The sequence below is a fragment of the Flavobacterium ginsenosidimutans genome (genome assembly GCF_003254625.1).
Taxonomy (GTDB): Bacteria; Bacteroidota; Bacteroidia; order Flavobacteriales; family Flavobacteriaceae; genus Flavobacterium; species Flavobacterium ginsenosidimutans.
Map to the genome: position 1 here is coordinate 39,352 of NZ_QJRJ01000074.1, position 23,930 is coordinate 63,281.

Here is a 23,930-nt window from a genome sequence, read left to right on the forward strand (position 1 = left end):
TCAAAATGCTGCGTTAAAAACCTGTATTTTGAAATGAAAGCCTTTTACACAAACAACAACGGATTGGTAGAAATCCAAAAATGGACTTCAAATTGCTGGATTCATATCGAATCTCCAACAGAATCAGATAAAAATTACTTATTAGAAGAACTTCAGCTTCCCGAAGCCTTTTATAATGATATTGAAGATATCGACGAAAGACCTCGTATCGAAATCGAAGATGGCTGGACGCTGATTATCATGCGTATTCCCATAAAAAGCGGCGATGTCAAAATTCCTTTTCATACCGTTCCGCTCGGAATCATTTTTAAAGATGATATATGTGTTACCATCAGTTTTTATAAAACAGAAATTATAAAGGATTTTGTTGCCTATTCACAGCGCAAAAGCATCGAAATAGAAGATAATTTCAACCTAGTGCTAAGATTACTTTTATCATCAAGCGTTTGGTATTTGAAATATCTAAAACAAATCAATCACAAAATAAAACTGGCAGAAGATAATTTAGAGAAATCAATCAAAAACGAAGAATTGCAGGCGTTACTTCAAATCGAAAAATGTTTTGTATTCTTCATCACTTCTTTAAAAGCAAATGATGTTTTATTTCAAAGAATCAAAAACTTAAAAGCACACAAAGCCAATTACGATCCAGAATTACTGGAAGATGTTGAAATCGAGTTAAATCAGGCGCAAGATACGGCAAACATTTACAACAACATCTTAACCGGAATGATGGACGCATACGCATCTGTAATCTCAAATAATATGAACAATATTATGAAGCAGATGACTTCTATTTCCATCATTTTAATGATCCCGACACTAATTGCCAGTTTGTACGGAATGAACGTGCCAAACGGCCTGGAAGAAAGTAAATATGGAATCTGGATTCTACTTTTAATTTCAATTATTCTATCCTCTTTCGGCGTATTTTTATTCAAACGCAGAAGATGGTTCTAATTTAAAATCTCATAATAAAAGAAAAGCCTGTTCGTTAAGAATGGGCTTTTTCATTTTATAATTTGGGCGTGACCGTACCGATATAAGAAGGCAAACATACTTTGCGCATATACGCCTTCTTATATCGGTACGGTCGGGCTATCCGCGCTACTTTGGTAGCTAGCTTCTATCCCTCACGCAATCATTTTCATAAGAAAGTTTCGTTTTTAAAAAGTTTGCAGAATTCCAGAGGGATGAAATATTTGTAGAAACATGTAAGTACACCCATTTAAGCCCCAGAGGGGCGGTATATTAAAAATAAAATGATTTTTTTATTTGCCAATTCAAAATAAATAATAACTTTGTAACGCAAAGTACTTTAATTATGAATCAAAAGCACCAAGAAGATTTAGCACATATTCGTTCCATGATGGAGCGCTCTTCAAGATTTATATCATTAAGCGGACTTTCGGGAGTCTTCGCTGGACTTTCGGCTTTAATTGGCGGAATCTATGTTTACCAGTTGTTCAAAGCAAATGGAATGGATTATTTAAAAGATGAGCATAGATTATATTCTACCAATCTGGTTTCAGAATTATTCTGGATCGGAATTACAATTATGGTTTTTGCATTGTTATTCGGTACTTTCTTTACAGTTAGAAAAAGCCGAAAATACAATTTGCCAATTTGGACTTCGGCAACAAAAAAAATGCTGTTCAATCTGGCGGTACCGCTTGTAGCTGGCGGAATATTTTGTCTGGCATTAATGTATCATGGACACTTTGGTTTAGTGGCACCGTCAACATTAATTTTTTACGGACTAGCTGTTATAAATGCTGAAAAATATACATTTTCTGATGTAAAATATCTTGGTTTTTCGGAACTGATTTTAGGATGTATTTCGCTTTTTTATATAGGATATGGTTTGATTTTCTGGATTTTAGGATTCGGAATTCTACATATCGCATACGGATTAGTGATGTTCAAAAAATACAAATAACCCAATGGGAATTATTGATAAACTAAATAAAGATTTTGAAAGCCGTGTCAGATTAGGTATTATGTCTATTCTGATGGTTAACGACTGGGTAGATTTTACCGAGATGAAAACGCTTTTGAATATCACCGATGGTAATTTAGCGAGTCATTCCTCTGCGCTTGAAAAAGCTGGATATATTGAAGTAAAAAAAGAATTCGTAGGCAAAAAGCCAAAAACCTCTTATCAAGTAACTGATTTGGGGCGTGCAGCTTTTAAAGAACACTTATTGTACCTTGAAAAATTAATGAAATCATAAATAACTCTATTTTTTTACCTAAAAACTTTGAATTACAAAGTACTTTTAAATCTGTCAATCATGAAAAAACATCAAATTATTTTAGCCTGTACTGCGGTTTTTATACTGCTTTTTTACAACGAATCTGTTGGAATCAATATTTCTATTTTTGGCGTTTTGCTTACGCTATTAATTAGTTATTTCTTTCAGGAGAAGTTTGTAGACCGATCACATTTAGTTCTAGTAGTGACTTCTATTTTGTCTTGTTTCGCTTTTGCATGGTATGGAGATGCGGCGTCGTTTTTTGCCTTGGCATTGTCAATTCTAATTTTACAATTCAAAACACAAGAAGGAGAACTCAAAACCATACAAGTTTTTCCTTTAATATTCTTAAACGGAATAACTTCTTTAGGGAGAGTATTTATTTTTAAACAATGGCTTCCAGAACGAAAAATCCACAATGATTTTGCTAAAAAAATGGTAGCTTTTGTTCTTATTCCAGTTGTTTTTCTTGGATTGTTTTTTATCGTTTATTCTTTCGGAAGTGATCATTTTTCTTCATTATTTACAGATTATGAATTGGATATCAATCTGCCACAACTAATTGCAATGAGCATTTTAGGATTTTATATTTCATTTAGCTTTTGGAATTATTGGGTTCCAGATGTTTGTTACGAATACAATCCGAAATTGAGTAACGATTTTACGAATGTTTCTGAAGTAAAAAATCAAAGTACTTTTTCATTTTTAGATTTGGACTTCGAAAGAAAAAGTGGCGTAATCACGCTGTTTCTTTTAAATATTATGCTTTTGGTTTTTATTGGAACTTATAATTACGAACAGTTTTTTGAGGTTGTAGAAAAAGCAAATCTAAGTTCAGATACGCATGAACGCGTAAATGCCGTTATTTTTTCCATCTTAATGGCTGTTGGAGTAATTATGTTTTACTTTAAAGGAGGTTTCAATTTTGATGAAGAAGCTTCTTCTCTAAAAAAACTAGCAAAAGTCTGGTTAGTTTTAAATGTAGTTTTGATTATAAGTGCCATTATCAAAAATTCAGAATATGTTTCTTTTTATGGTTTGACTTATAAAAGGCTAGGAGTATATGCTTTCCTAATTTTAGCCATTATCGGATTAGTTATTTCATTTCAAAAAATAAGCAAACAGAAAACTAACGCTTTCCTTTTCAATCAGATGATTTGGTATTTCTATGCGACAATACTTTTGTGCAGTTATGTGAACTGGGGAAATCTTATAACGAACTACAATATTTCAGTTAATAAAGGAGTAGAACCCGTTTTCTTAAGCGGATTAAACTTTAATGATGATGCACGTCGTGAATACTTTGAAAAAAATAATCTAGATGGGAAATATTCAGAAGCGGTTAGAGAAGAATTGATTTCTAATTATCAAAACGCAAACTTTTTGTCTAAAGCTTTGTACTATGAATTTATAGACAAAAAAGAATAAACTAAGAGTAGCTTTATATTTTAAAATCTCATCAGAAATGATGAGATTTTTTTGTGCTTTTTTTTGAATAATTCCAATATATATGTTATTTGTCTGGTTTTTAGGTTATTTGTCGAAATGAATTAATCAGTTATTAAGAAAATATTTATATATTTGATTTGTAAAAAAATGATTGCTTTTTTATTGATTTCAATCGGTTGAGAGCAATTTTTATCCAAAAACAATTTTATTAATGTCCTTAAACAAATAAAATCATGGAAAAAACTACTTTAAAGTCCCCCAAAAGGCAGATCCAGCTTATTGATCCCCCCGGAATAGATATAACGCCTCCAGAAGAAGCCTCTGCTATTGGTCGTGTCGGATTTAAAAAAAAGAAATCAGTAGAGATTCTATCGCCTTACGTGGAAGCTTATTATGATGCAAAAAAAAATGTTCTTTCTGTAAATGCGGTGGTCTATGTTGATCATACAAAGGTTATAAATGAAGTGCTAGATTATAGTATATTTCAAAACACTTTTGTTGATCTTGATGGAAACCCTCAATTGCAATTTTTTATAGTATATGATATGCCCGAAGAATTATCAGAAGACTTAGTGATCTATGAAATAATTTTTACGGCAGATGCGGATAATTTTATTGGCGGACTTTCAAATATTGAACAAATACAGACTTTTCTTTGGGATGTCGATCCTGTTGCTTCTAGAGGAACAGTAACCAATGTACAGTCAGGTTAATTACTTAATCAAAAAAAGTGCTGTAATTCGATTTTACAGCACTTATGAATTTTTATCAGTATAATGCAATGTAAAAAAGTGTAATGATAAATAGAGTATTGACTACTTCGCTATTGTTATTTTCCTTATTTGTTTTTTCTCAAACGCACCTTCAAAAAGAGAATTTGATGAGCACGGCAATTAAAGTAAAGGCTCAAAAATTTAAAGAAAATACTAATTTCTATAAAGCGCAGAACTTCTTTCTTCAAAATAATTGGGATTCTACTTTGGTTTATTCGATGAAAGAAATAAACGAATCCCGAAATAAAGAAATCTTAGATTACTGCCATTATTTTAGAGCAATAAGCTTCAAAGAAAAAAAACTACTAGATGAATCTAAAAAAGAATTAAATCAAATATCAAGCGGTTTTCCGTTTTCGTACAAAGTTAAAATGAAGTTGGGCGAAATCGCTTTAAGCAAAAATAATTTTAAACTCGCTTTACAGTATTTCCATGAAACTGAAAAGTTAACCAACAAACAGCTTTATGATATAAAATTCAGCACCGTTCTGCATAATATAGGTTTATGTTATTTGCATCTTGAAAATTATGAGAAAGCTGAAGAATATTTGTTTAAAAGTGCAAAACGACAAGAAATAGAGAAAGACACATTGCTTTTAATTGGTTCTTATATGGACATTGCAACATTGTATTATCAGCAATATAAAGATAATCAGGCAATTCCTTATTTTGAAAAAGCATATCAGCTTTCGCAGAAAGCAAAATCATTAGAATTAAAGCAAAATGCAACTTTAAATATGGCTGTAGTGGAGGAAAATAGAAAAAATTTTCCGCTGGCATTGAACTACAGAAAAGAATATGAAAAATGGAAAGATTCATTAAACGATCAAAATAAAGTTTGGGCAATTGCAGATCTTGAAAAAAAGTTCGCAATCAAGCAAAAACAAAAAGAAGTAGATATTCTTGAAGCCGAGAATAAAATCAAAGCAGCAGAGCGAAATGGATTTCTAGCTTCTTCAATTTTACTGCTGATTTTATTTGGAACGGGGATTTATTTTTACAGACAAAAAATTAAAAAGAATAGAATCATTTTAAAACAGAAAAACGAACTGGATGAGTTAAATGCAACAAAAGATAAGTTGTTTTCTATCGTAAGTCATGACCTAAGATCGTCTGTAAATGCTTTAAAAACCAGTAATGGGAAGCTGATAGAAAATCTTAAAAGTAAAAATTTCACAGAACTGGATACTTTGCTGCACACTAACAGCACTATAGCAAACAGTACTTATAATTTACTGGATAATTTGTTGAATTGGGCTTTATTGCAAACCAAACAATCTTACTTTTTTAAGGAATCTCTGCACTTGGCTTCGATAGTTCAGCATGTAGAATACAATTATAAACCGTTGATGTTAAGTAAGAATATCGGTTTTAAAAATGAAGTAGCAAAATCAGAATATGTATTCGCAGATACAGATTCGCTTAAAATCATTATTAGAAATTTTCTAGATAATGCAATTAAATTCTCAAAAGAGAATGGCTTGATAAGTATTTATACCAGAACTTCTACAGAAGAATATTGCTATTTGGTAATTGAAGATACTGGAGTAGGAATGAGCGAAAACACGATAAGTGATTTACTGAAAGATACTATGCTTCTTTCTAAAAAAGAAAATGATGACATAATAGGAACCGGTCTTGGATTGCAGTTGTGTAAAAGTATGATTTACAAGAACGGAGGAAGCTTGGAGATAGAAAGCAAAGAAAACGTGGGAACGAAAATTATCATTGCATTACAAAAGTTTAAAAATCATGGATAATATAAACGTACTGATTATTGAAGATACCGTTTCAGAAAGTGATGCGCTTGTAAAGGTGCTTACAGATAATAATTATAATATTGTCGGAATTGCATCGACGTACAATGAAGCACTTGCACTGTTTTATAATAATGTAGTGGATATAGTAGTTATTGATGTTTTTCTAGACGGAAAACCTGATGGGATTACTTTTGCAGAAACCATAAACATTGTTCCAAACAGTGTAAAACCTTTTGTGTTTTTAACCAATTCAAAAGATCGTCAGATTTTTGAAAGAGCTAAACTTACAAAGCCTTTCAGTTTTTTAATGAAGCCTTTTAATGAACTTGAAATTCTATATGCAATGGAAATGGCTGTCGAAAAATTCTACCAACAGTTAAATGTTTTTCATAGCGAAGATCAAAATACTGTAGTAAGTAACGATTCGCTTTTTATCAAAAAGAAGAAAGCATTAAAAAAGGTTTGTATAGAAGATATTTTATATATCGAAGTAGAAGATCGTTATTGCAATATCATTACCGAAACTGAAAAATTTGTAATTCTTATTTCGCTGACCAAGATTATAGAACTTTTAGATCCGATGCAATTTGTTAGAACACACCGTAATTTTATTGTAAATTCTAATAAAATTTTAGAAATAGTTTTGAGCGATAATTTAATTGTTTTAAAAGGGAATCACCATGTAACGCTTAGCGAGAAATATAAAGACGTGATTGGTAAATTTACTGTGTTGAAATAAAATAAGCTTTTATAGAAAGTAAAAAGGGCGCTAAAAATATTTAGCGCCCTTTTTTTAATTATCTCCTCTTTTTCTAAATCGAGGATCATGTTTTGAAATAAATGTCTTTCTTCGGCTTGGAGCTGGAGCTTCAACTTTTGGAAGACTTGCTTCTTCAGTTTTACTAGAAGGCTCAATTAACTGATTTAGTTCTTTTATTTCAGCATCAGTTAATTCTCTATAACGGCCAACAGGAACATCTAACGAAATATTGATGATTCGGATACGTTTAAGCGCTGTAACTTCGTAACCCAAGTATTCAGACATTCTTCTAATTTGACGGTTTAATCCCTGCGTTAAAATGATTTTAAAAGTATATTTGCTGATTTGTTCTACTTTACACTTTTTTGTAACCGTATCCAAAATCGGAACACCATTTCCCATTCTCTGAATAAAACGATCTGTAATTGGTTTATTTACCGTAACGGTATATTCTTTTTCGTGGTTGTTTCTCGCACGGAGAATCTTGTTTACAATATCACCGTCGTTGGTCATAAAAATCAATCCTTCACTGGCTTTATCCAATCTTCCAATTGGGAAAATACGTTTTGGATAATTAATATAATCTACGATGTTGTTTTTAACTTCTAAGTTGGTTGTACATTCAATTCCGACAGGTTTATTGAATGCAAGATAAATCATCTTTTCGTTTTTCTCAACGATCAATTTACCATCTATGCGCACTTCATCATCTGGCGAAACTTTAGTTCCCATTTCCGCCACCGCACCATTTATAGTTACGCGTCCTTCTTCAATTAATTTATCGGCTTCACGACGAGAACAATATCCCGTTTCTCCAATAAATTTATTAAGACGTTTTAAATTTTCTTCCATACTGCAAAAGTAGCTAAAAGTTTAGACTTCTTAGAATTTTAGATTTTAGACTTTAGATTGTTTTGAATTTCATACTGTTTTGTTATCCTGAGGAACGAAGGATCACATAAGAAACTCCGCAATCAAAATCGCCAATCTTTCTCGAGTAACGAGTGTGATCCTTCGTTTCTCAGGATGACAAGTTTGTGTAAAACCTTTGTCCCTCTAACACCTCTGCACCTTTGAACCTTAAGAATGAAAAACAGAACTATCTTCAGGAGTTTCTTTTCGATCAAACATTCCGTAGTCACGAACTACATTTGCAATTCTTAAATGATAGTCTTTGAAAACTTCGTTTCTGCCTTTTGCTTGCGCATGACGATGCATTTCTAGATTTCGCCATTGCTGAATACTATCCTCATCTCTCCAAAAAGATAAAGACAAAATTTTTCCAGGATCAGCTAAACTTTGAAATCTTTCTATCGAAATAAAACCATCAATATGACTTAATTCGGGTTTTAGATTTGCAGCGATATCTAAATATTCTTCTTTTTTTCCTTCGTTCGGAATGACTTCAAAAATTACAGCGATCATTTTAATTTTAGATTTTAGCCCCGAAGCTTCGGGACAGAATTTAGATTTTTGGAAAAACTTTGTACCTCTGAGCCTTTGCTACTTTGAACCTTCGGCAAAAAGAAACTCAATCACTTTATCATACAATTCGTCATCATGCATTCCATGACCAAGGCCGCTGGTTTCTATAAATTGACTGTTTTTCCAATTGCTGGCTATTTTTTGCCCTTCGGCGAAAGCCACAATTTTATCAGAAGTATCGTGGGCAATGAATCCAGGAATAGTAAATTCAGATGCAAATTTTTGTCCTGAAAAATCTTCCAATTTAAAATTGAAACGATTTATGAATTTATTTTCTAGAAGAGGAAGCATTTTTCTATTCAAACTCAACATCGAAATGTAATTGTCGATCAAAGTTTTTAAATCTGAAGGAGCGCCCAAAATTACCATTTTGTTGATGCTCGTATTCGGAAATAAATATTGATGATAAACACAAGCTGCGCCACCAATAGAATGTCCGATTATAATTTCTGGTTGATATTTTTCTACCGCTTTATTGATAAATTCGGCATAAAGCGGAACATTAAATTCTTTTCCGCTACTTTGTCCGTGAGCAGGCGCATCAATTGCTATAATTGTACTTCCCGATTTCTGAAGATGCGGTAACGTTTTTTTCCAGCGAGAAGCATTGCTTTCCCAACCGTGAACTAATAAAATTTTGGTTTCATTTCCTTTCCAAATGTAAGTTTGAAAATGATGTTCGTTATGATGAAACGTTTCTGTTTCTGTATGTCGTAAAACTTTTGGAAGTTCTTCTTTTTTTAATCGGCCAACTCGTGGCTGGCTAAAAAGTGCATACGAAAGTTCCATCGCTTTTTGTGGACGAACATAACTCAAGAAGTTTATATAAGTTCCAACTGATTTTAATGTGATAAAACGAATTCCTTTTTTTATTTTCAAAACTTATTTTTTTTCTAAAGGTAAAAAATGTTTTGCCACAGATTAAAAGGATTAAAAAGATTTTATTCAGTATAAGAATAATTTAATCTGTGTTAATCCTTTTATCCCGATAGCTATCGGGAGTAGAAAAAAATAAAAGCAAAAAAAAAGTCCCGATTTAATCGGGACTTGATATTTAGAATTTTGCGAACAATTGTTCCATTTTTTCTTTTTCTTCTTCAGCTAATTGCGTGTCAACTAAGATTCTTCCAGAGTGCTCATCAGTGATGATTTTCTTTCTTGAAGCAATTTCAACCTGAGTTTGAGGTGGAATTGTGAAGAAAGATCCAGCAGAAGCTCCTCTTTCAATAGAAACTACAGCTAATCCGTTACGAACACTGCTTCTGATTCTGTTATAAGCAGCTAATAATCTGTCTTCGATTTGCGCAGAAAATTCAGCAGACTTTTCAGTTAAGAAAGTTTCTTCTTTCTGAGTTTCAGCCATAATAGCGTCTAATTCAGATTTTTTATGTTTTAAATGAGAGCTTTTAGCATCAAGTTTTTCTTTTAAATTAGAAATAACTTCTTTTTTGTGCTCGATAGAAGCTTTCATTTCTTTGATTTGCTTTTCAGCCAATTGAATTTCTAATTCTTGAAATTCAACTTCTTTTGTCAAAGAATTAAATTCTCTGTTGTTACGTACTGATTCTTGTTGTTTTGTGTACTTTTTGATCACTTCTTTATGCTCCTCAATAGCAATTTTCTTTGCTTTGATTTGCTCCTCAATCACTTCAAGTTCACCTTTCAGTTTTTCTGAACGAGTGCTTAAACCTGCAACTTCATCTTCTAAATCTTCAACCTCTAAAGGAAGTTCTCCTCTAACGTTTCTGATTTCGTCAATTCTAGAGTCAATAAGCTGTAAATCATATATTGCTCTTAACTTGTCCTCAACACTTAATTCTTTCGTATTCGTCATATTCTATAAGTACTTAACTGGATTTGTATTTTCTTCCGATAAAATGATCGCAAAATTAAGAATTTTTTTTCGAAGATAATCAACAATATAGTTTTTTGTATATCGTTCACTCTCAAAATGACCAATATCTGCCAAAAGTAACTTGTTTTCGGCTTCATAAAACTGATGATATTTCAAATCGGCAGTCAAAAAAGCATCGGCTCCAGCCTGAATTGCATTTTTTATCGCAAAACTTCCTGAACCGCCCAAAACGGCTACTTTTTTTATTTTTTTGCCTAAAAAAGCAGAATGACGAATTCCGTAGGCAATCATTTTTTCTCTTACGAAGTGAAGAAATTCTTTTTCATCTATTTCATTTGCAAATTCACCAATCATTCCCAAACCAATATTTTGATGCGAATTTTCTAAGTTGTAAATTTCATAAGCTACTTCTTCGTAAATATGATTTGCAAAAAGTGCCTTTAAAATACGAGATTGCAAGTGTTTTTCAAAAACTACTTCGATTTTGATTTCTTCACCTGTGTGCAGTTTTCCTTTTTCTCCAATTACGGGATTGCTGTCTTCGTTTCCTTGAAAAGTAAAAAAGCCTTGAGTATTAAAACTGCAATTATCGTAGTTGCCAATTTTTCCTGCGCCTGCTTCAAATAAGGCATTTCGAACTTTATCTGCATTGTCAGGAACTGTAAAAGTGACTAATTTTTGAATGAAATTTTGTTTCGGAATCAAAACTTTAGTATTTGTCAATCCTAAAGCATCACAGAAAATTTTATTCACACCTTGCGAATGATTGTCAAGTGCAGTATGAACGGCATAAATGGCAATATCATTTTTAATTGCTTTTAAAATGGCGCGTTCCACATAATTTTTGCCCGTAATTTTTTTGATTCCAGAAAATAATATCGGGTGAAAGCAAACGACTAGATTGCAGTTTTTAGAGACAGCTTCGTCAATAACAGTTTCTAAGGCATCATGACAGACTAAAACTCCAGTAGATTCGGTTTCAGAATCTCCGACTAAAAGTCCGACATTGTCAAAATCTTCGGCATAAGCCAAAGGTGACATTTCCTCCAGAACCGATATAATATTTTTAATTTTCATTTTTAGTTTTTTCCAAATTTTTGTTGTAACAACTATTTATACTAATGGTAATAATAGTTGATACTAAAAGTACAAATTTAGTACATTTGTAATATAAAATTTATAAGTTATGACAACTATAAAAATTAACGAACACACGAAGACGGGAAAAGCATTTATGGAAATGTTCGAAGCTTTTTTTAAAGGTCTTGATGGTATTGAAATTGTAGAAACGGATAGTTATGGACAGGTTAATGAGGAGCCAAGTATTTATAGTGCAGAATTTATTGAAAAAGTTAAAAAAGCAGAAGAGAATATTAAACAAGGAAAAACGACAAGATTAAATCCAGATGATATATGGGGAAGTATTTTGTAGAATTTGACGATATTGCTCGTAAAGATTTGAAAAATCACTATAAATCAGGAAATAAAGCTACCATAAAAAAGATTGAAAAAATACTTCTAGAACTAACTGAGACCCCTTTTTTTGGAGAAGAACAACCAGAGGAGTTGAAGTATAGTCTTAAAGGATATTGGTCTAGAAGAATTAATCAAAAAGATAGAATGATTTATCGGGTAGAAGAAGAGATTGTCACCGTTATCATAGTTTCTGCAATGGGTCATTACTCAGATAAATAATTTTATGAACTTACTTCGAAAAATACTTTTCCCTTTTGCCATTTTGTACGGATTCATTACTTCAATCCGTAATTTTTTATTTGATAAAGGAATTTTAAAATCAACTTCGTTTGATCTTCCAGTAATTGCAGTTGGAAATTTAAGTGTTGGCGGAACTGGAAAAACGCCTCAAATAGAATACTTGATTCGGTTATTATCTGATAAATATAAAGTTGCCACTTTAAGCCGTGGTTACAAAAGAAAGTCAGCAGGTTTTGTTTTGGCTAACGAAAATTCAAATGCTGAAATTTTAGGTGACGAGCCTTTTCAGTTTTATCAAAAGTTTCCAAATGTGATGGTTGCAGTTGATGCCAATCGTACGAACGGAATTCAGCAATTGCTTTCTCAAAACGAAAAACCAGAAATTATTTTGCTGGATGATGCGTATCAGCACAGAAAAGTAAAAGCAGGTTTTTACATTTTACTGACTTCTTATGGCGATTTGTATTCAGATGATTTTATGCTTCCAACAGGAAATTTAAGAGAAAGTAGGAGCGGAGCAGAAAGAGCCAATATCGTGATCGTTACAAAATGCCCTAAGATTTTATCTGAAGAAGAACAAGCCGAAATTCGTTTAAAGCTAAAGTTAAGCTGTTCGCAGCAAGTCTTTTTTACATTTATAGATTACGATATTTTTATTTGTAGTAAGCATCAAAAAATTGCAGTTATCGAAATCAAAGAGGAATCTAAATTGCTTTTGGCAGGAATTGCAAAGCCAAAACCATTTTTTGATTATTTAAAAAATGAAAACGATGAATGTTTGACTTTTCCAGACCATCATCATTTTTCTGATGCAGATTTAGATGCAATTCAAAATAAAGCAAATGGAAGAAAAATAATTACAACCGAAAAAGATTATGTGAGATTAAAAGATTCGAAATTAGTTTCTCAGTTGTATTATCTGCCAATAAAAAGTTCTTTTATTAATCATCAGCAAAATTTTGATGCGACGATTTTAGAATATATCAAGAAAAACTTAGAATCTTAGAGTCTCAGTATCTCAGACCTTAGTTAATCAAAATACTTAGCAATAGTGCTGTAGAATTCGTCTGGAACGAAAGGTTTTGTAATAACGTCATCCATTCCAAAAGAAAGCAGCATATCTCGGTTTTCGTCAAGCGAAATAGCGGTCAAAGCGATAACAGGAGTCGTTTTGTCAAACTCTCTGATTAATTTAGTTGCCGTAGTTCCATTGATTCCCGGAAGATGAACATCCATCAGAATCATATCAAAACGTTTGATTTTTAGAAGCTCAACAGCATCTTCTCCATTGTCAACAATCTCGCAAGTAATGTTTTTATTTTCTAACATTTTTCGAGTAATCATTTGATTGATTTTGTTGTCTTCAATCAATAAAATAGATTTGTTTTTCAATTGTTTGTCGTTATAAGGTTTTACTTCTTCAATTACTTCCAAAGGTTCATTATTAATTTTGAAATTTAATTTGAAGGTAAACGTTGAACCTTTACCTACTTCACTTTTTAGTTTTATTTCGCCTCCTAAAAGTTCGATTAGTTTTTTAACAATAGTAAGCCCAAGGCCCGTTCCGCCATATTTTCGGTTAACTTCAATAGAACCTTGCGAAAAACTTTCAAAAACACTCTGAAGCTTATCTTCTGGAATTCCAATTCCTGTATCTACGATTTCAAAATAAACAGTCGCTGTATCATCTTCTTGCGAATATAATTTAGCAATAACATTAACGTGTCCGTTCTCGGTAAATTTTAAAGCATTATTAATCAAATTCAGAATGATCTGAGACAATTTAGTTGGATCTCCAATTAGATTATCTGGAATTGATTTGTCTATTTCTAAATTGAAATAGTTCTTATTGGCTGTAGCTAACTCTTTTAAAGAACTTTGAATATTAAAAAGAAGCTCTTTCAAATTAAAGCTAATATTTTCTATTTCAACTTTAGTCGAGTCAATTTTATTAATCTCTAAAATTTCATTGATAAAAGTGGTTAAATAATTGCCAGAAAACTTTAAAGATTCTAAGTATTTTAATTGCTTTTTCTTCGGGTTGTCTTCTAGTAAAATATGCGTAATTCCGTTAATGGCATTCAAAGGAGTTCGCAATTCATGGCTTACAGTCGAAAGAAATTCAGATCTGGCTTTTGATGCTTTTTCGGCTTTGTTTTTAGCCAAAATCAATTCTTTATTTTTTTCTCGAAGCAATAAATTGTTTTGATTTCTAATGATATTGTTTTTGTATAAAGCCAAACTCAAAAGAGATAAAATCGAGATTAATGCAATTGCCAAAATGCTGACCAATTTTGAATAACGATACGTTTTTAGCTGAAATTTTTCTTCGCTTTCTTTTTTAATAGTATTGTTTAAAGACTGATTTTTCTTGAATTTCTCAAATTCGTCCAAATCAATTTTTGCATTTTTTAATTTTAAAAGATAATTCTCCAGCTGATAGTGTTCGTCTAAATAAGAATATGCCAGATCATAGTTTTTGTTTTTTCTATAATACTGGCTTATAGCCAAAACAATCTTAGATTTCTTTATAAAATCATTGCTTTTTGCATTATAATCTAAAGCCCTATCAAAGTAAATAATGGCCGAATCGTTTCTTTTTAACTGCGTTTCAATCAAACCAAGCTGATAGTACGCATCAACCTTAGTTTTAAAGATTTCCACATTATCTGGCTTTTTCGTGATTTTTCTAAAAGTCTTTGCTGCCTGAATAAGGTCTTTATTGGTTTTTAAAGCCAAAGCGATTTGATAATCTAAAACATCAGCATGATCTTCAATTTTAAGATCTTTTAATAAATCTTGCGCTTTTGCGTAATAAACCGCAGCTGTTTTATAGTCGCCTTTAGAAGTATTAGATAATCCAATATAATGCAGAGCCAAAACTTTAGTACAGCTTGGTTTAAGCGTATCAAATAAAGAAACCGTTTTGTGGAATTTTTTTAAAGCGTCTTCAAACTTTTGCTGATTATAAAAGATTTTACCTAGCTTGAAAGTTTGATTGGCTAAGTTTTCTTTTTTGCCATTTACCTCGCAAAAATTAATAGATTTTTGAGTAAAAAAGACCGCCTGATCGTATTTTTTATTTTTAAGGTTGGTGTTCGCCAGTTTATTGTAATAGGTAACACTATCTGTATTCTTTTTGGCTTGAGAATACAAAAACGAGTTAAAAAAACAAACAACAATAAAAAGACAGTATTTCATGTATGGCAATGCATTTACAATGAACCTTATTTTTTTCTTATTAGTAAAATTAAATCGATCAATCTTGATGAATAGCCAATCTCGTTGTCATACCAGCCCACTACTTTTACCATTTTATCGATAACCGAAGTTAGCTGAGCATCAAATAAACAAGAATGTGTGTTGCCAATTACATCTACAGAAACGATCGGATCTTCTGTGTAATCTAATATTCCTTTTAAATTTGTTTTTGAGGCTTGTTTGAATGCTTTGTTTATTTCTTCAATGCTCACGGCACGCTTTACATTGAAGGTAATATCTGTTAATGAACCATCTGGAACTGGAACACGAATGCCACAGCCACCTATTTTGTTGTGCAATTTAGGAAAAATTTTTGTTAAAGCCTTAGCTGCACCAGTTGTTGTTGGAACAATTGATTGACTAGCACCTCTCGCACGGCGTAAATCCTTATGAGGCTGGTCATGAAGGCTTTGATCTGTGGTGAAAGAATGTATAGTTGTAATGTAAGCCTGTTCAATTCCGCATAATTCTTCAATGATTTTGATCATCGGAGCAGCATTATTTGTTGTACAACTTGCATTAGAAACTATAGTTTCGTCTCCATTCAAAATATTTTCATTAACTCCAAGAACTACTGTTTTTATCGTTTCTACTTCTGATGGAGCAGAAAGAATTACTTTTTTTGCTCCGGCATCTAAATGCGCATTTAATTCTTCATGCGTTTTATATTTGCCTGTAGATTCGATTACAATATCAATCGAATGCGATTTCCAATCTATATTTGAAATACTTTTTTCGTGAAAAAAGAAAAAATGCCTTCCATCTACAATAATACTATTTTCGTCATGACTTACTTCAAAAGGCAAAACTCCATGTATACTGTCATATTTAATTAAATGCGACATGGTTTTATTGTCGGCAATGTCATTTATAGCAACAACTTCGATTTCAGGGTGATTTAAAAGTAAACGGAACAAATTTCTTCCAATTCTTCCAAATCCATTAATGGCAATTCTTGTTTTCAATTTTTTATTTATTCGTTTAGCCGTTTAATCGTTTAATCGGTTTTACAATTAAACGATTAAACGATTAAACTTTTTCTATAAAATATGTTTTTGTGCTTTGTATGAAGAACGAACAAGAGGTCCGCTTTCGACATGTCTGAAACCTAAATCAAGACCGAATTTTTCATATCGGGCAAATTGTTCAGGCGTAATAAATTCTTTTACAGGAAGATGTTTTTTACTTGGTTGCAAATATTGTCCAATAGTTACTACATCTACATTTGCATTTCGTAAGTCAGTCATGGTCTGGAAAACCTCTTCTTCAGTTTCTCCAAGACCTAGCATAATTCCAGATTTAGTTCTGTTAATACCTTTTTCTTTTAAATAACGAAGTACTTCTAAACTTCTGTCATATTTTGCCTGAATACGAACCTCACGCGTTAAACGACGTACCGTTTCCATGTTATGCGAAACCACTTCTGGATTTGCTTCTACGATACGGTCTAGGTTTCTTTCAATTCCTTGGAAATCAGGAATTAAAGTTTCGAGAGTAGTTTGAGGATTCATTCTTCGGATAGCTCTAACGGTTTCCATCCAAATGATAGAACCTCCGTCTTTAATATCATCTCTGTCAACGCTTGTAATTACAGCATGTTTGATATTCATTATTTTAATAGAACGAGCTACTTTTTCTGGTTCGTCCCAGTCTACCGTTTCAGGTCTTCCCGTTTTTACACCGCAGAATCCGCAAGAACGGGTGCAGACATTTCCTAAAATCATAAAAGTCGCTGTTCCTTCTCCCCAGCATTCCCCCATATTTGGGCAGCTTCCAGAAGTACAAATGGTATTTAAACTGTATTTATCTACTAAACCTCTAAGTTCAGTATATTTTTGTCCGATCGGTAATTTTACTTTTAACCACTTTGGTTTTGTGGTAGGTATATTTTCAGCGACTGTTTCCATATATCAAAATTCAAAGGACAAAGATACGGAATGTAGTTTATTTAGAGATGTTTATTTGCTTTTCCTTTACATATCATGTTTGCAGAAAATATTCAAGATAATTTAATTCAAGTGTTAATAGATTATTTTTTAAATATATTTTGAGGTCATTTTTTTAGTTTGTATTTAATATTTTAATGAACGATCTGATTTTTATGGAATATAAAAGTTCAGTCTTAATCTGTTACAAATTTGGCTTTTAGAGACGACAAGGGATTTATTGAATAATAATTTTGTAGCTACTTTAAATATTTAGAAAACATGAGTAAAAGATTTATTATACTAGGAATTTTAGTTGCGGTATTAAGCTTTACTAAAATGAATGCACAAGAAGATTCAGAAAAAAAAGAAATGTCGCTTAAAGATAAAGCAATTATTGGATTAACTTTTAGTGATGCAGATGCAGTAGCTATGGCTCAAAAAGGAATTGCTGAAATGGATGCAAATAATCCAGTTGCTGACCCTACAGATGGTTATGCAATTCGATTAAATCGATTATTTGGGAAGCATGCTTCTAGTGAGGGAGTTACTTTGAATTATAAGGTTTATTTAGTAAAAGACATAAATGCTTTTGCCTGTGCGGATGGAAGTGTTCGTGTATTTGCAGGTTTAATGAATATTATGGATGATAATGAATTACTTGCTATTATTGGACATGAAATTGGTCATGTGGTTAATCATGATAGTAAAAATGAAATTAAAGCATTTTATAGAAAAGAAGCTTTATTACATGCGGCGGCATCAAGGTCAGATATTGTTAATACTCTCTCTAAATCTAAATACGGAAAGTTAGGAAACGCCATGATTGATAGTGGTCATAGCAGAAAACAAGAATCAAATGCAGATTTGTTTGCGTATAATTTTATGAAAAAAAATGGTTATGATGTTAATGCAGTAGAATCATCTTTTAGGATTCTGCAAAAAATAAGTGAAGGAGCAGATTCTTCTTTTATTACAAGAATGAAGAGTTCTCATCCCGATCCAGGTAAAAGAGCTGATGAAGCTAAAAAAAGAGCGACAAAAGATGGTTTGTATAAACCTTATGTACAACAGCAAATTGTAAATACTGCACCAGTAAAAGTAACTACAACAACTGCTAAAAAGACAACGACTACAACAAAAAAGAAATAGCCTTTTTGCAACAAATATAGAGCCGATAGATTTCTTAGAATTTATCGGTTTTTTATGTAATGTTTTCTTTATGAGGTGGTTATGTAACTCGCTAAAAATTTATATCTTTATTTGTTGAAAAACAAGTTTTGTGTGAAATTAAAATAGCATTTTGTTATGCTACATTTGTTGTTAAATCGTAATTATAAAAAACATGAAAAAGAAATTTATAATAGTAGGACTTTTATTTACAGCATTTGGTCTAACTAAAATGACTGCACAGATTAATTTTGGAGATAAAGCAATTGGTGCAGTTCAGAAAGGAGTTACTGGTTTTACTTTTAGTAATGCCGATGCGGCAAAATTATCTAAAGAAGCGGTAGATAAATTAGATGCTGAGCATGAAATTGCTGGACCAACTGATGGTTATACTTTAAGATTAAATCGAGTTTTTGGAAAACATGCGTCAGGAGACGGATTTACTTTAAACTATAAAGTATATAAACTGAAAGAAGTAAATGCTTTTGCAACTGCAGACGGAAGTGTTCGTGTTTATTCAGGATTAATGGATATCATGGACGACAATGAATTAATTGCAGTAATTGGTCACGAGATCGGACACGTTGCAAATAATGATTCAAGAGATGCTATTCGTGCAGCTTACCAAAAAGAAGCGTTAATGGATGGGGCGGCTTCACAATCTGCTACTGTAGCAACAGTTACAGATAGCCAGCTTGGAAAAATCGGAAGCGCTATTATTGACAGCAAATACAGCCGTAAACAAGAATCGGAGGCAGATTTGTTTGCTTATAATTTCATGAAAAAAAATGGATATAATGTGAATGCTGAAGAATCTGCATTTAGAATCTTGGCAAAAATGAGCGAAGGATCTGAAGCTTCATTTATTGATCAAATGATGAGTTCGCATCCTGATTCTAAAAAGAGAGCTGATGATGCAAAAGCAAGAGCAGAAAAAGATGGTGTGTATAAGCCATATGTGCAGCAGAAGATTGTAAATACAGTTCCTGTAACTACAACTAAAAAGGCTACAACTACAAAGAAAAAAACAACTACCAAAAAGAAATAGCAGTTGTTTCTTAAATTATAAAAACCCGACAGTTTTCTGTCGGGTTTCTTTTTTATCCTAAAACATGAAATGCAAGAATCTTTTGCACTTCGTAAACATTCACAGATTTATTGAATTGTTTTACAATACTTGGCTGTTGTTCGCTCGAAATCCAGATTTTTAGTTCGGCATCAAGATCAAAAGTTCCTGCAGTTTCTACACTGAATCTAGTGATGTTTTTATAAGCTATAGATTTGTATTCTGTTTTGCTTCCAGTGATTCCTTGAACATCAACTAGAATTAATCTTTTGTTAGTAAAAATGAAAGTATCGCGAATAAGTTTAAAACCCATTTCAATTTCTTCATTTGCAGTCAAAAGCTGTCCGTATTTTTTAAGTAAATCTTCTTGGCTTACAGAACCTGCATTGCCAAGAATAGCTGAAAATATTCCCATTATTTCTAATTTTATTTTGATGATTAACGTTGTAAAAGTAGTTAAAAATAAAAGAGAATTTAGACAGTAAAAGTTATAATTATGAAAGCGCTATTAAATAAAAAAGCAGAACCTAAGTTCTGCTTTTTTTATGATTATTCAACTTCCGTTTTTATTGTAATTGGGAGATTGTATGCTGTTCTTACAGCTTTTCCATCTAAAATTCCTGGGCTCCATTTTGTTTTCAAAGATTTTAAAACTCTAATGGCTTCTTTCCCCATTCCATAACCTGGATCATTTCTAACAATAATATCTGTAAGAGATCCGTCTTTTTCAACTACAAAAGAAACATATACTTTCAATGTTTTTTCCATATCCAATTCTGGTCTGCGGAAATTGTTTCCAACATATTTGTAAAACTGCCCAATTCCGCCTGGGAATTCAGGTTGTTTGTCCAAAATTGCTGAAGAAAGAGGTTCTTCAATTTTAGGTGCTGTAGAAGCAGCAACGCCACTACCATCTCCTCCTGTTGAAGGCATTACATTAACGGCAGTTCCTGTTCCGTTAGTGTTTTCTACAACTGGTGCGTTTTCTGTATTTGGGGCAATTTTGTCAACTGCTTCTTCTGGTCTTGTCACCACTGGATTAATCAATTGACTTGCATCTGTCGATTTTACGGCGCTTTGCTCAACTACTGGTGCAGGTGGAGCTGGCGGCGGAGGCACAACAGTTGGATCAATGTTTACGGGTGTAATTGGATCGTAAATCATTGGTTCGGGCTCGACTTCAACTACTGAAGGCTTAAATTTGTTAATTAGCACAGATGCGCTTCCTAAAGCCGTTAATAACAATAAACCCATAAAGAGAGCTGTGATAGAGTTTTTAGAATTCTCTTGACGTAATTGATAAGCGCCGTACTCTTTGTTTTTGTTCTCGAAAACAAGATCGGTCCACTTGTTTTCATAAATGCTTAATTTAGACATAATTTTTGGGTTTTAAGGTTAAGTAACTTTAAATCATACGCGAAAAGGTTTAGGTTTGAGCTAACAACGTGAAAGTTGTAGTTTTAGTGTTGTAGAAATATATTATTTTAAGAATAAAAATACGAATAGTGCATTATTCTTAATCTAAAGATAGTAAATTATCTATTACGTTCGATAATTTCTGCTAATAATTTTTTCGCACGCAAAAGTTTTACTTTTACGCTGCTTAAGGGTTCATCTATCTTAACAGCAATTTCCTGATAAGACATTTCTTGAAAATAACGAAGCTGAATTACTTCTTGGTAGTGCGGTTTAAGTTCTTTGATGCAAAGAAGCAAACGAGAAAGATTCTGTTCCTTAATTAAAGCATCTTCTGCAGATGGAGTAGGGTCGGCGATGTTGTATGCCTGTTGATCTTCGTTGTCTGTTATTTCTATAAAAAGATTAGTTTTCTTTTTTCGTAACAAATCAATGTAGACATTTTTTGCAATGGCAATAAGCCAAGTGTTGAATTTAAATTCAGAATTATAAGAGGTTATCTTGTCAAAAGCTTTAGAGAAAGTTTCAATCGTGATATCTTCAGCGATAGTTTCGTTTTCGGTTCTTTTGAGCATAAAGGAATACACTTCATTCCAATAATGATCTAATAAAAAAGTAAAGGCGATCTGATCGCCTTTTTTTGCTTTTTCTATTTTAGAATTTATTTCCAATATACTGGTTTTGAAAAGATATTAGTTATAAAGATATTAATTTGCGTTAATATAAGTGCTATCTCAACAACTGGAAACCAAATTTTAATATCATTTTCTTTTAGTTTTCCTGCCGAACATCCAATTACTGTCCAAACAACAGTGTAACGGGTTGCTAAAATTGCTAATACAGCAATCCATTCAAATTGGAAAGCCAATAGAATAATAACTAATAAAAAGAAAAATAATTGTGAAAGGAAGAATAATCCCAACTGCATTTTGTCAAAAAACTTATAATGTTCTGCAGTAGAAATATGTCTTCTTTTTTGAGTAAACCATTCTTTATAAGTTTTCTTAGGTTGTGAATAAGTAAAACTTTCTGGACTATAAGAAATAGTAGTATTAGCCTTTGTTGCTGCTTGATTGATAAACAAATCGTCATCTCCAGAGCGAACCTGAATATGATCAATAAAGCCATTTACATTGAAGAATTCGTCTTTTTTATATGACAAGTTTCGGCCTACACCCATATATGGAAGACCTATTTTTGCCCATGAAAAATATTGAATTGCAGTAAGAATCGTTTCGAAACGAATGATTTTGTTTAAAAACGAACGTTCTACTTTTTCGTAACCTCCATAACCCAAAATAATAGTTTTGTTTGTAGTAAAGTGCGAAGTCATAGAAGTGATCCAATCTTTAGAAGCTGGATAACAGTCTGCATCTGTAAACAATAAATAATCTTTTTTTGCGGCTTTGATTCCAAGTGTCAAAGCATATTTTTTATTTCCCCAAAAAGCTTCATTGTTTTCAACTTTAACCAAACGAATGTTAGAGAATTCTTTTTCAAATTCTTCAAAAACTTCAAGAGTTTCATCACTTGATGCATCGTCTATAAGAACAATTTCAAAATCAGGATAGTCTTGCTGCGCCAAAAGCGGAATGTATTTTTTTACATTCTCTTCTTCATTTTTAGCACATACAATTACTGAAACAGGAAGATTTTTAGGCGTAACATGTTGCGGTTTGCTAAAAGCAAACTTTCCAAAAATTCCGAGATAATAAAATAGTTGAACAACAACAATAGCAATAAAAAAGTAAAATATGTATATAAGCATCTGATTTATTTGGTGTCTATTAATTTCAAATTCTGGTGTACAAATGTACTATGAATTAGCTAATTTCAATAGCTAAAAACTGATTTACTTTCGGCATTTTGACATTTCTTTTGCAACAGCAATAGACTGAGGGTTTTCGGTTTTTTCCAATTCAGAAATAATGTTTTTATAATTATAATCGTCACGGTTTTGCGAAAGTTTTTTTGTTGCCTGAATTTCCTCAATTTCTATTTCAAAACCAAATATTCCTCTGGCTTCGCGCATTGTTTTTGCAGATAAATCTTCAACTCGAACTGGGTTTTTAGAATTTGCTTCGTATTTGTCAACCAATTTTTTTAATTGTTCGACCGAAGTTTCATAATCTACGATTTTGATTTTTCCATAAACATGTACGGCTATGTAATTCCATGTAGGAACATTTTCATGATCGTACCAAGAAGAAGAAACGTAACTGTGCGGACCTGTAAAAACAGCCAAAACCTGATCATTTTCTTTAAAACCTTCTGCTTGCGGATTTAACTTTGAAATGTGTCCTTGCAGAATCTCTTTTCCGTCATTATTAAGCTCAAGTTCTATCGGGATATGTGTTGCACATAATTTTCCGTTAGTTTGATTAATCAGAATTCCGAAGCTGTTTTCTTTTAGAAAATTTCTAATTTCTTCAGCATTTTCGTTCTTGTATAAATCTGGTGTGTACATTTTTTAAGATTTAGTCAAACATTTCTAGGTTTCGATTCCTTATTGATTTTCGGCTGTGTCTTTTTGTAAAAGGAATAGATTTGAAGTTACACTTAAATATAAAATAAATATTCCGATAACAGTAAAAACAACTCCTTCAATTAAACATTGCGTTGCAAAATCATTGGAAAGTACTGTTCTGATAGGGCGAAAAAAAAGCGAGATTACTTCTTTTCTAAAAAACTTAAGTCTCATTAGCATATAAAGAGCCAAGGCGAGTAAAATTGTATTTATCGAAGAAAGTTTGTTTTTCCAGTTTAAGAAACCAATAGCTAAAATTCCAAACAATAAACCTAGAAAAATCCAGATGTATATACTTGGCCAGAAACTTAAAGCATCTTCTTTTGTTGGGAATAAAGCGCTCCAGTTTTTTGATTCTTGAGAATTGCAATGTTTTTTTATGCAAATAACTTTTTCAGCAGCAGTATAAATCCTTAATTGCAGAATTCCATTAATTAGGATAATCATCCCAAAAAATTGAATTAAAAGAACTCCAACATTTAGTTTTTTCATTAAAGTTATAATTTGATGGA

At 32.1% G+C, this 23,930-nt stretch carries 26 protein-coding genes; 12 read left to right on the forward strand and 14 right to left on the reverse strand.

The window, feature by feature from the left end:
- The first annotated feature begins 33 nt into the window (after positions 1–33).
- From DM444_RS08600 to DM444_RS08630, 7 genes are all read left to right on the forward strand, one after another.
- Positions 34–960 carry a magnesium transporter CorA family protein gene (locus DM444_RS08600; RefSeq protein WP_111285644.1) on the forward strand — a complete coding sequence of 309 codons (927 nt, stop codon included), beginning with the start codon at positions 34–36 and terminating at the stop codon, positions 958–960.
- A 364-nt stretch (positions 961–1,324) separates the two neighbouring features.
- Positions 1,325–1,939 carry a hypothetical protein gene (locus DM444_RS08605; RefSeq protein ID WP_111285646.1) on the forward strand — a complete coding sequence of 205 codons (615 nt, stop codon included), beginning with the start codon at positions 1,325–1,327 and terminating at the stop codon, positions 1,937–1,939.
- Between the two features lie 4 nt (positions 1,940–1,943).
- Positions 1,944–2,234 carry a winged helix-turn-helix domain-containing protein gene (locus DM444_RS08610; protein ID WP_111285648.1) on the forward strand — a complete coding sequence of 97 codons (291 nt, stop codon included), beginning with the start codon at positions 1,944–1,946 and terminating at the stop codon, positions 2,232–2,234.
- Between the two features lie 60 nt (positions 2,235–2,294).
- Positions 2,295–3,683, forward strand: a complete 1,389-nt coding sequence (locus DM444_RS08615) for a DUF4153 domain-containing protein (RefSeq protein WP_111285650.1) — start codon at positions 2,295–2,297, stop codon at positions 3,681–3,683.
- 254 nt (positions 3,684–3,937) lie between these two features.
- The gene (locus DM444_RS08620; protein ID WP_111285652.1) at positions 3,938–4,417 is read left to right on the forward strand and encodes a hypothetical protein; all 480 of its coding nucleotides are present in this window, start codon (positions 3,938–3,940) and stop codon (positions 4,415–4,417) included.
- A gap of 167 nt (positions 4,418–4,584) precedes the next feature.
- The gene (locus tag DM444_RS08625; protein WP_239455627.1) at positions 4,585–6,237 is read left to right on the forward strand and encodes an ATP-binding protein; all 1,653 of its coding nucleotides are present in this window, start codon (positions 4,585–4,587) and stop codon (positions 6,235–6,237) included.
- On the forward strand, positions 6,230–6,976 hold the full coding sequence (locus DM444_RS08630; protein ID WP_111285656.1) for a LytR/AlgR family response regulator transcription factor: 747 nt from the start codon (positions 6,230–6,232) through the stop codon (positions 6,974–6,976). Before DM444_RS08625 ends, DM444_RS08630 begins: the two co-directional genes overlap by 8 nt.
- Positions 6,977–7,030: 54 nt before the next feature.
- On the opposite strand, the gene rluF is transcribed toward DM444_RS08630, so the two are convergent.
- The 5 genes from rluF to DM444_RS08655 all read right to left on the reverse strand — a co-directional run bounded on the left by rluF (position 7,031) and on the right by DM444_RS08655 (position 11,414).
- The gene (gene rluF, locus DM444_RS08635; RefSeq protein ID WP_111285658.1) at positions 7,031–7,849 is read right to left on the reverse strand and encodes a 23S rRNA pseudouridine(2604) synthase RluF; all 819 of its coding nucleotides are present in this window, start codon (positions 7,847–7,849) and stop codon (positions 7,031–7,033) included.
- 228 nt (positions 7,850–8,077) lie between these two features.
- On the reverse strand, positions 8,078–8,422 hold the full coding sequence (locus tag DM444_RS08640) for an antibiotic biosynthesis monooxygenase family protein (protein WP_111285660.1): 345 nt from the start codon (positions 8,420–8,422) through the stop codon (positions 8,078–8,080).
- Between the two features lie 78 nt (positions 8,423–8,500).
- Entirely contained in the window at positions 8,501–9,361 is an 861-nt protein-coding gene (locus DM444_RS08645) for an alpha/beta fold hydrolase (protein ID WP_111285662.1), read from the reverse strand.
- Positions 9,362–9,536: 175 nt separating this feature from the next.
- Complete coding sequence (locus DM444_RS08650) at positions 9,537–10,316, reverse strand: zinc ribbon domain-containing protein (RefSeq protein WP_109190517.1); 780 nt, start codon at positions 10,314–10,316, stop codon at positions 9,537–9,539.
- A gap of 3 nt (positions 10,317–10,319) precedes the next feature.
- Complete coding sequence (locus DM444_RS08655) at positions 10,320–11,414, reverse strand: Nif3-like dinuclear metal center hexameric protein (RefSeq protein WP_111285664.1); 1,095 nt, start codon at positions 11,412–11,414, stop codon at positions 10,320–10,322.
- 109 nt (positions 11,415–11,523) lie between these two features.
- On the opposite strand from DM444_RS08655, the gene DM444_RS08660 reads away from it, so the two are divergent.
- The 3 genes from DM444_RS08660 to lpxK are packed head-to-tail and all read left to right on the forward strand — an operon-like array spanning position 11,524 to position 13,059.
- Entirely contained in the window at positions 11,524–11,769 is a 246-nt protein-coding gene (locus DM444_RS08660) for a DUF2683 family protein (protein WP_111285666.1), read from the forward strand.
- Positions 11,751–12,032 (forward strand): Txe/YoeB family addiction module toxin, encoded by a 282-nt coding sequence (locus tag DM444_RS08665; RefSeq protein ID WP_111285668.1) that lies wholly within the window; start codon positions 11,751–11,753, stop codon positions 12,030–12,032. The genes DM444_RS08660 and DM444_RS08665 overlap by 19 nt, the downstream gene beginning before the upstream one ends.
- A gap of 4 nt (positions 12,033–12,036) precedes the next feature.
- On the forward strand, positions 12,037–13,059 hold the full coding sequence (lpxK, locus tag DM444_RS08670; RefSeq protein WP_111285670.1) for a tetraacyldisaccharide 4'-kinase: 1,023 nt from the start codon (positions 12,037–12,039) through the stop codon (positions 13,057–13,059).
- A gap of 23 nt (positions 13,060–13,082) precedes the next feature.
- Here lpxK and DM444_RS08675 read toward each other — a convergent pair whose 3' ends face one another.
- From DM444_RS08675 to lipA, 3 genes are all read right to left on the reverse strand, one after another.
- Positions 13,083–15,254 (reverse strand): tetratricopeptide repeat-containing hybrid sensor histidine kinase/response regulator, encoded by a 2,172-nt coding sequence (locus DM444_RS08675; protein WP_111285672.1) that lies wholly within the window; start codon positions 15,252–15,254, stop codon positions 13,083–13,085.
- 26 nt (positions 15,255–15,280) lie between these two features.
- Positions 15,281–16,279: a type I glyceraldehyde-3-phosphate dehydrogenase gene (gap, locus tag DM444_RS08680; protein ID WP_111285674.1), complete on the reverse strand. Its 999-nt coding sequence runs from the start codon at positions 16,277–16,279 to the stop codon at positions 15,281–15,283.
- Positions 16,280–16,354: 75 nt separating this feature from the next.
- Positions 16,355–17,221 (reverse strand): lipoyl synthase, encoded by an 867-nt coding sequence (gene lipA, locus DM444_RS08685; RefSeq protein WP_111285676.1) that lies wholly within the window; start codon positions 17,219–17,221, stop codon positions 16,355–16,357.
- 300 nt (positions 17,222–17,521) lie between these two features.
- On the opposite strand from lipA, the gene DM444_RS08690 reads away from it, so the two are divergent.
- Both DM444_RS08690 and DM444_RS08695 read left to right on the forward strand, forming a co-directional pair.
- The gene (locus DM444_RS08690) at positions 17,522–18,391 is read left to right on the forward strand and encodes a M48 family metalloprotease (RefSeq protein WP_111285678.1); all 870 of its coding nucleotides are present in this window, start codon (positions 17,522–17,524) and stop codon (positions 18,389–18,391) included.
- Positions 18,392–18,584: 193 nt separating this feature from the next.
- Positions 18,585–19,457 (forward strand): M48 family metalloprotease, encoded by an 873-nt coding sequence (locus DM444_RS08695; RefSeq protein ID WP_111285680.1) that lies wholly within the window; start codon positions 18,585–18,587, stop codon positions 19,455–19,457.
- A 52-nt stretch (positions 19,458–19,509) separates the two neighbouring features.
- Here the strand turns inward: DM444_RS08695 and DM444_RS08700 are convergent, their stop codons facing one another.
- The 6 genes from DM444_RS08700 to DM444_RS08725 form a co-directional block, all read right to left on the reverse strand.
- The gene (locus DM444_RS08700) at positions 19,510–19,890 is read right to left on the reverse strand and encodes a PH domain-containing protein (protein ID WP_111285682.1); all 381 of its coding nucleotides are present in this window, start codon (positions 19,888–19,890) and stop codon (positions 19,510–19,512) included.
- Positions 19,891–20,024: 134 nt separating this feature from the next.
- A complete protein-coding gene (locus DM444_RS08705) occupies positions 20,025–20,852 on the reverse strand; it encodes an energy transducer TonB (RefSeq protein ID WP_111285684.1) in 828 nt (275 codons plus the stop codon).
- Between the two features lie 158 nt (positions 20,853–21,010).
- Positions 21,011–21,562 carry an RNA polymerase sigma factor gene (locus DM444_RS08710; protein WP_111285686.1) on the reverse strand — a complete coding sequence of 184 codons (552 nt, stop codon included), beginning with the start codon at positions 21,560–21,562 and terminating at the stop codon, positions 21,011–21,013.
- A complete protein-coding gene (locus DM444_RS08715; protein ID WP_111285688.1) occupies positions 21,553–22,659 on the reverse strand; it encodes a glycosyltransferase in 1,107 nt (368 codons plus the stop codon). The genes DM444_RS08710 and DM444_RS08715 overlap by 10 nt, the downstream gene beginning before the upstream one ends.
- 84 nt (positions 22,660–22,743) lie before the next feature.
- On the reverse strand, positions 22,744–23,358 hold the full coding sequence (locus DM444_RS08720) for an FMN-binding negative transcriptional regulator (protein ID WP_111285690.1): 615 nt from the start codon (positions 23,356–23,358) through the stop codon (positions 22,744–22,746).
- 39 nt (positions 23,359–23,397) lie between these two features.
- Positions 23,398–23,910, reverse strand: a complete 513-nt coding sequence (locus DM444_RS08725; protein ID WP_111285692.1) for a hypothetical protein — start codon at positions 23,908–23,910, stop codon at positions 23,398–23,400.
- Positions 23,911–23,930 lie beyond the last annotated feature (20 nt).

Coding starts and splice junctions, on each gene's coding strand:
- DM444_RS08610 (WP_111285648.1), top strand. CDS start 1,944: ATGGGAATTATTGATAAACTAAATAAAGATTTTGAAAGCCGTGTCAGA.
- lipA (WP_111285676.1), bottom strand. CDS start 17,221: ATGGAAACAGTCGCTGAAAATATACCTACCACAAAACCAAAGTGGTTA.
- DM444_RS08600 (WP_111285644.1), top strand. CDS start 34: ATGAAAGCCTTTTACACAAACAACAACGGATTGGTAGAAATCCAAAAA.
- DM444_RS08655 (WP_111285664.1), bottom strand. CDS start 11,414: ATGAAAATTAAAAATATTATATCGGTTCTGGAGGAAATGTCACCTTTG.
- DM444_RS08630 (WP_111285656.1), top strand. CDS start 6,230: ATGGATAATATAAACGTACTGATTATTGAAGATACCGTTTCAGAAAGT.
- DM444_RS08725 (WP_111285692.1), bottom strand. CDS start 23,910: ATGAAAAAACTAAATGTTGGAGTTCTTTTAATTCAATTTTTTGGGATG.
- DM444_RS08690 (WP_111285678.1), top strand. CDS start 17,522: ATGAGTAAAAGATTTATTATACTAGGAATTTTAGTTGCGGTATTAAGC.
- DM444_RS08665 (WP_111285668.1), top strand. CDS start 11,751: ATGGGGAAGTATTTTGTAGAATTTGACGATATTGCTCGTAAAGATTTG.
- DM444_RS08625 (WP_239455627.1), top strand. CDS start 4,585: ATGAGCACGGCAATTAAAGTAAAGGCTCAAAAATTTAAAGAAAATACT.
- DM444_RS08695 (WP_111285680.1), top strand. CDS start 18,585: ATGAAAAAGAAATTTATAATAGTAGGACTTTTATTTACAGCATTTGGT.
- DM444_RS08700 (WP_111285682.1), bottom strand. CDS start 19,890: ATGGGAATATTTTCAGCTATTCTTGGCAATGCAGGTTCTGTAAGCCAA.
- DM444_RS08650 (WP_109190517.1), bottom strand. CDS start 10,316: ATGACGAATACGAAAGAATTAAGTGTTGAGGACAAGTTAAGAGCAATA.
- DM444_RS08715 (WP_111285688.1), bottom strand. CDS start 22,659: ATGCTTATATACATATTTTACTTTTTTATTGCTATTGTTGTTGTTCAA.
- DM444_RS08640 (WP_111285660.1), bottom strand. CDS start 8,422: ATGATCGCTGTAATTTTTGAAGTCATTCCGAACGAAGGAAAAAAAGAA.
- DM444_RS08675 (WP_111285672.1), bottom strand. CDS start 15,254: ATGAAATACTGTCTTTTTATTGTTGTTTGTTTTTTTAACTCGTTTTTG.
- DM444_RS08620 (WP_111285652.1), top strand. CDS start 3,938: ATGGAAAAAACTACTTTAAAGTCCCCCAAAAGGCAGATCCAGCTTATT.
- lpxK (WP_111285670.1), top strand. CDS start 12,037: ATGAACTTACTTCGAAAAATACTTTTCCCTTTTGCCATTTTGTACGGA.
- DM444_RS08605 (WP_111285646.1), top strand. CDS start 1,325: ATGAATCAAAAGCACCAAGAAGATTTAGCACATATTCGTTCCATGATG.
- DM444_RS08720 (WP_111285690.1), bottom strand. CDS start 23,358: ATGTACACACCAGATTTATACAAGAACGAAAATGCTGAAGAAATTAGA.
- DM444_RS08615 (WP_111285650.1), top strand. CDS start 2,295: ATGAAAAAACATCAAATTATTTTAGCCTGTACTGCGGTTTTTATACTG.
- DM444_RS08660 (WP_111285666.1), top strand. CDS start 11,524: ATGACAACTATAAAAATTAACGAACACACGAAGACGGGAAAAGCATTT.
- DM444_RS08705 (WP_111285684.1), bottom strand. CDS start 20,852: ATGTCTAAATTAAGCATTTATGAAAACAAGTGGACCGATCTTGTTTTC.
- rluF (WP_111285658.1), bottom strand. CDS start 7,849: ATGGAAGAAAATTTAAAACGTCTTAATAAATTTATTGGAGAAACGGGA.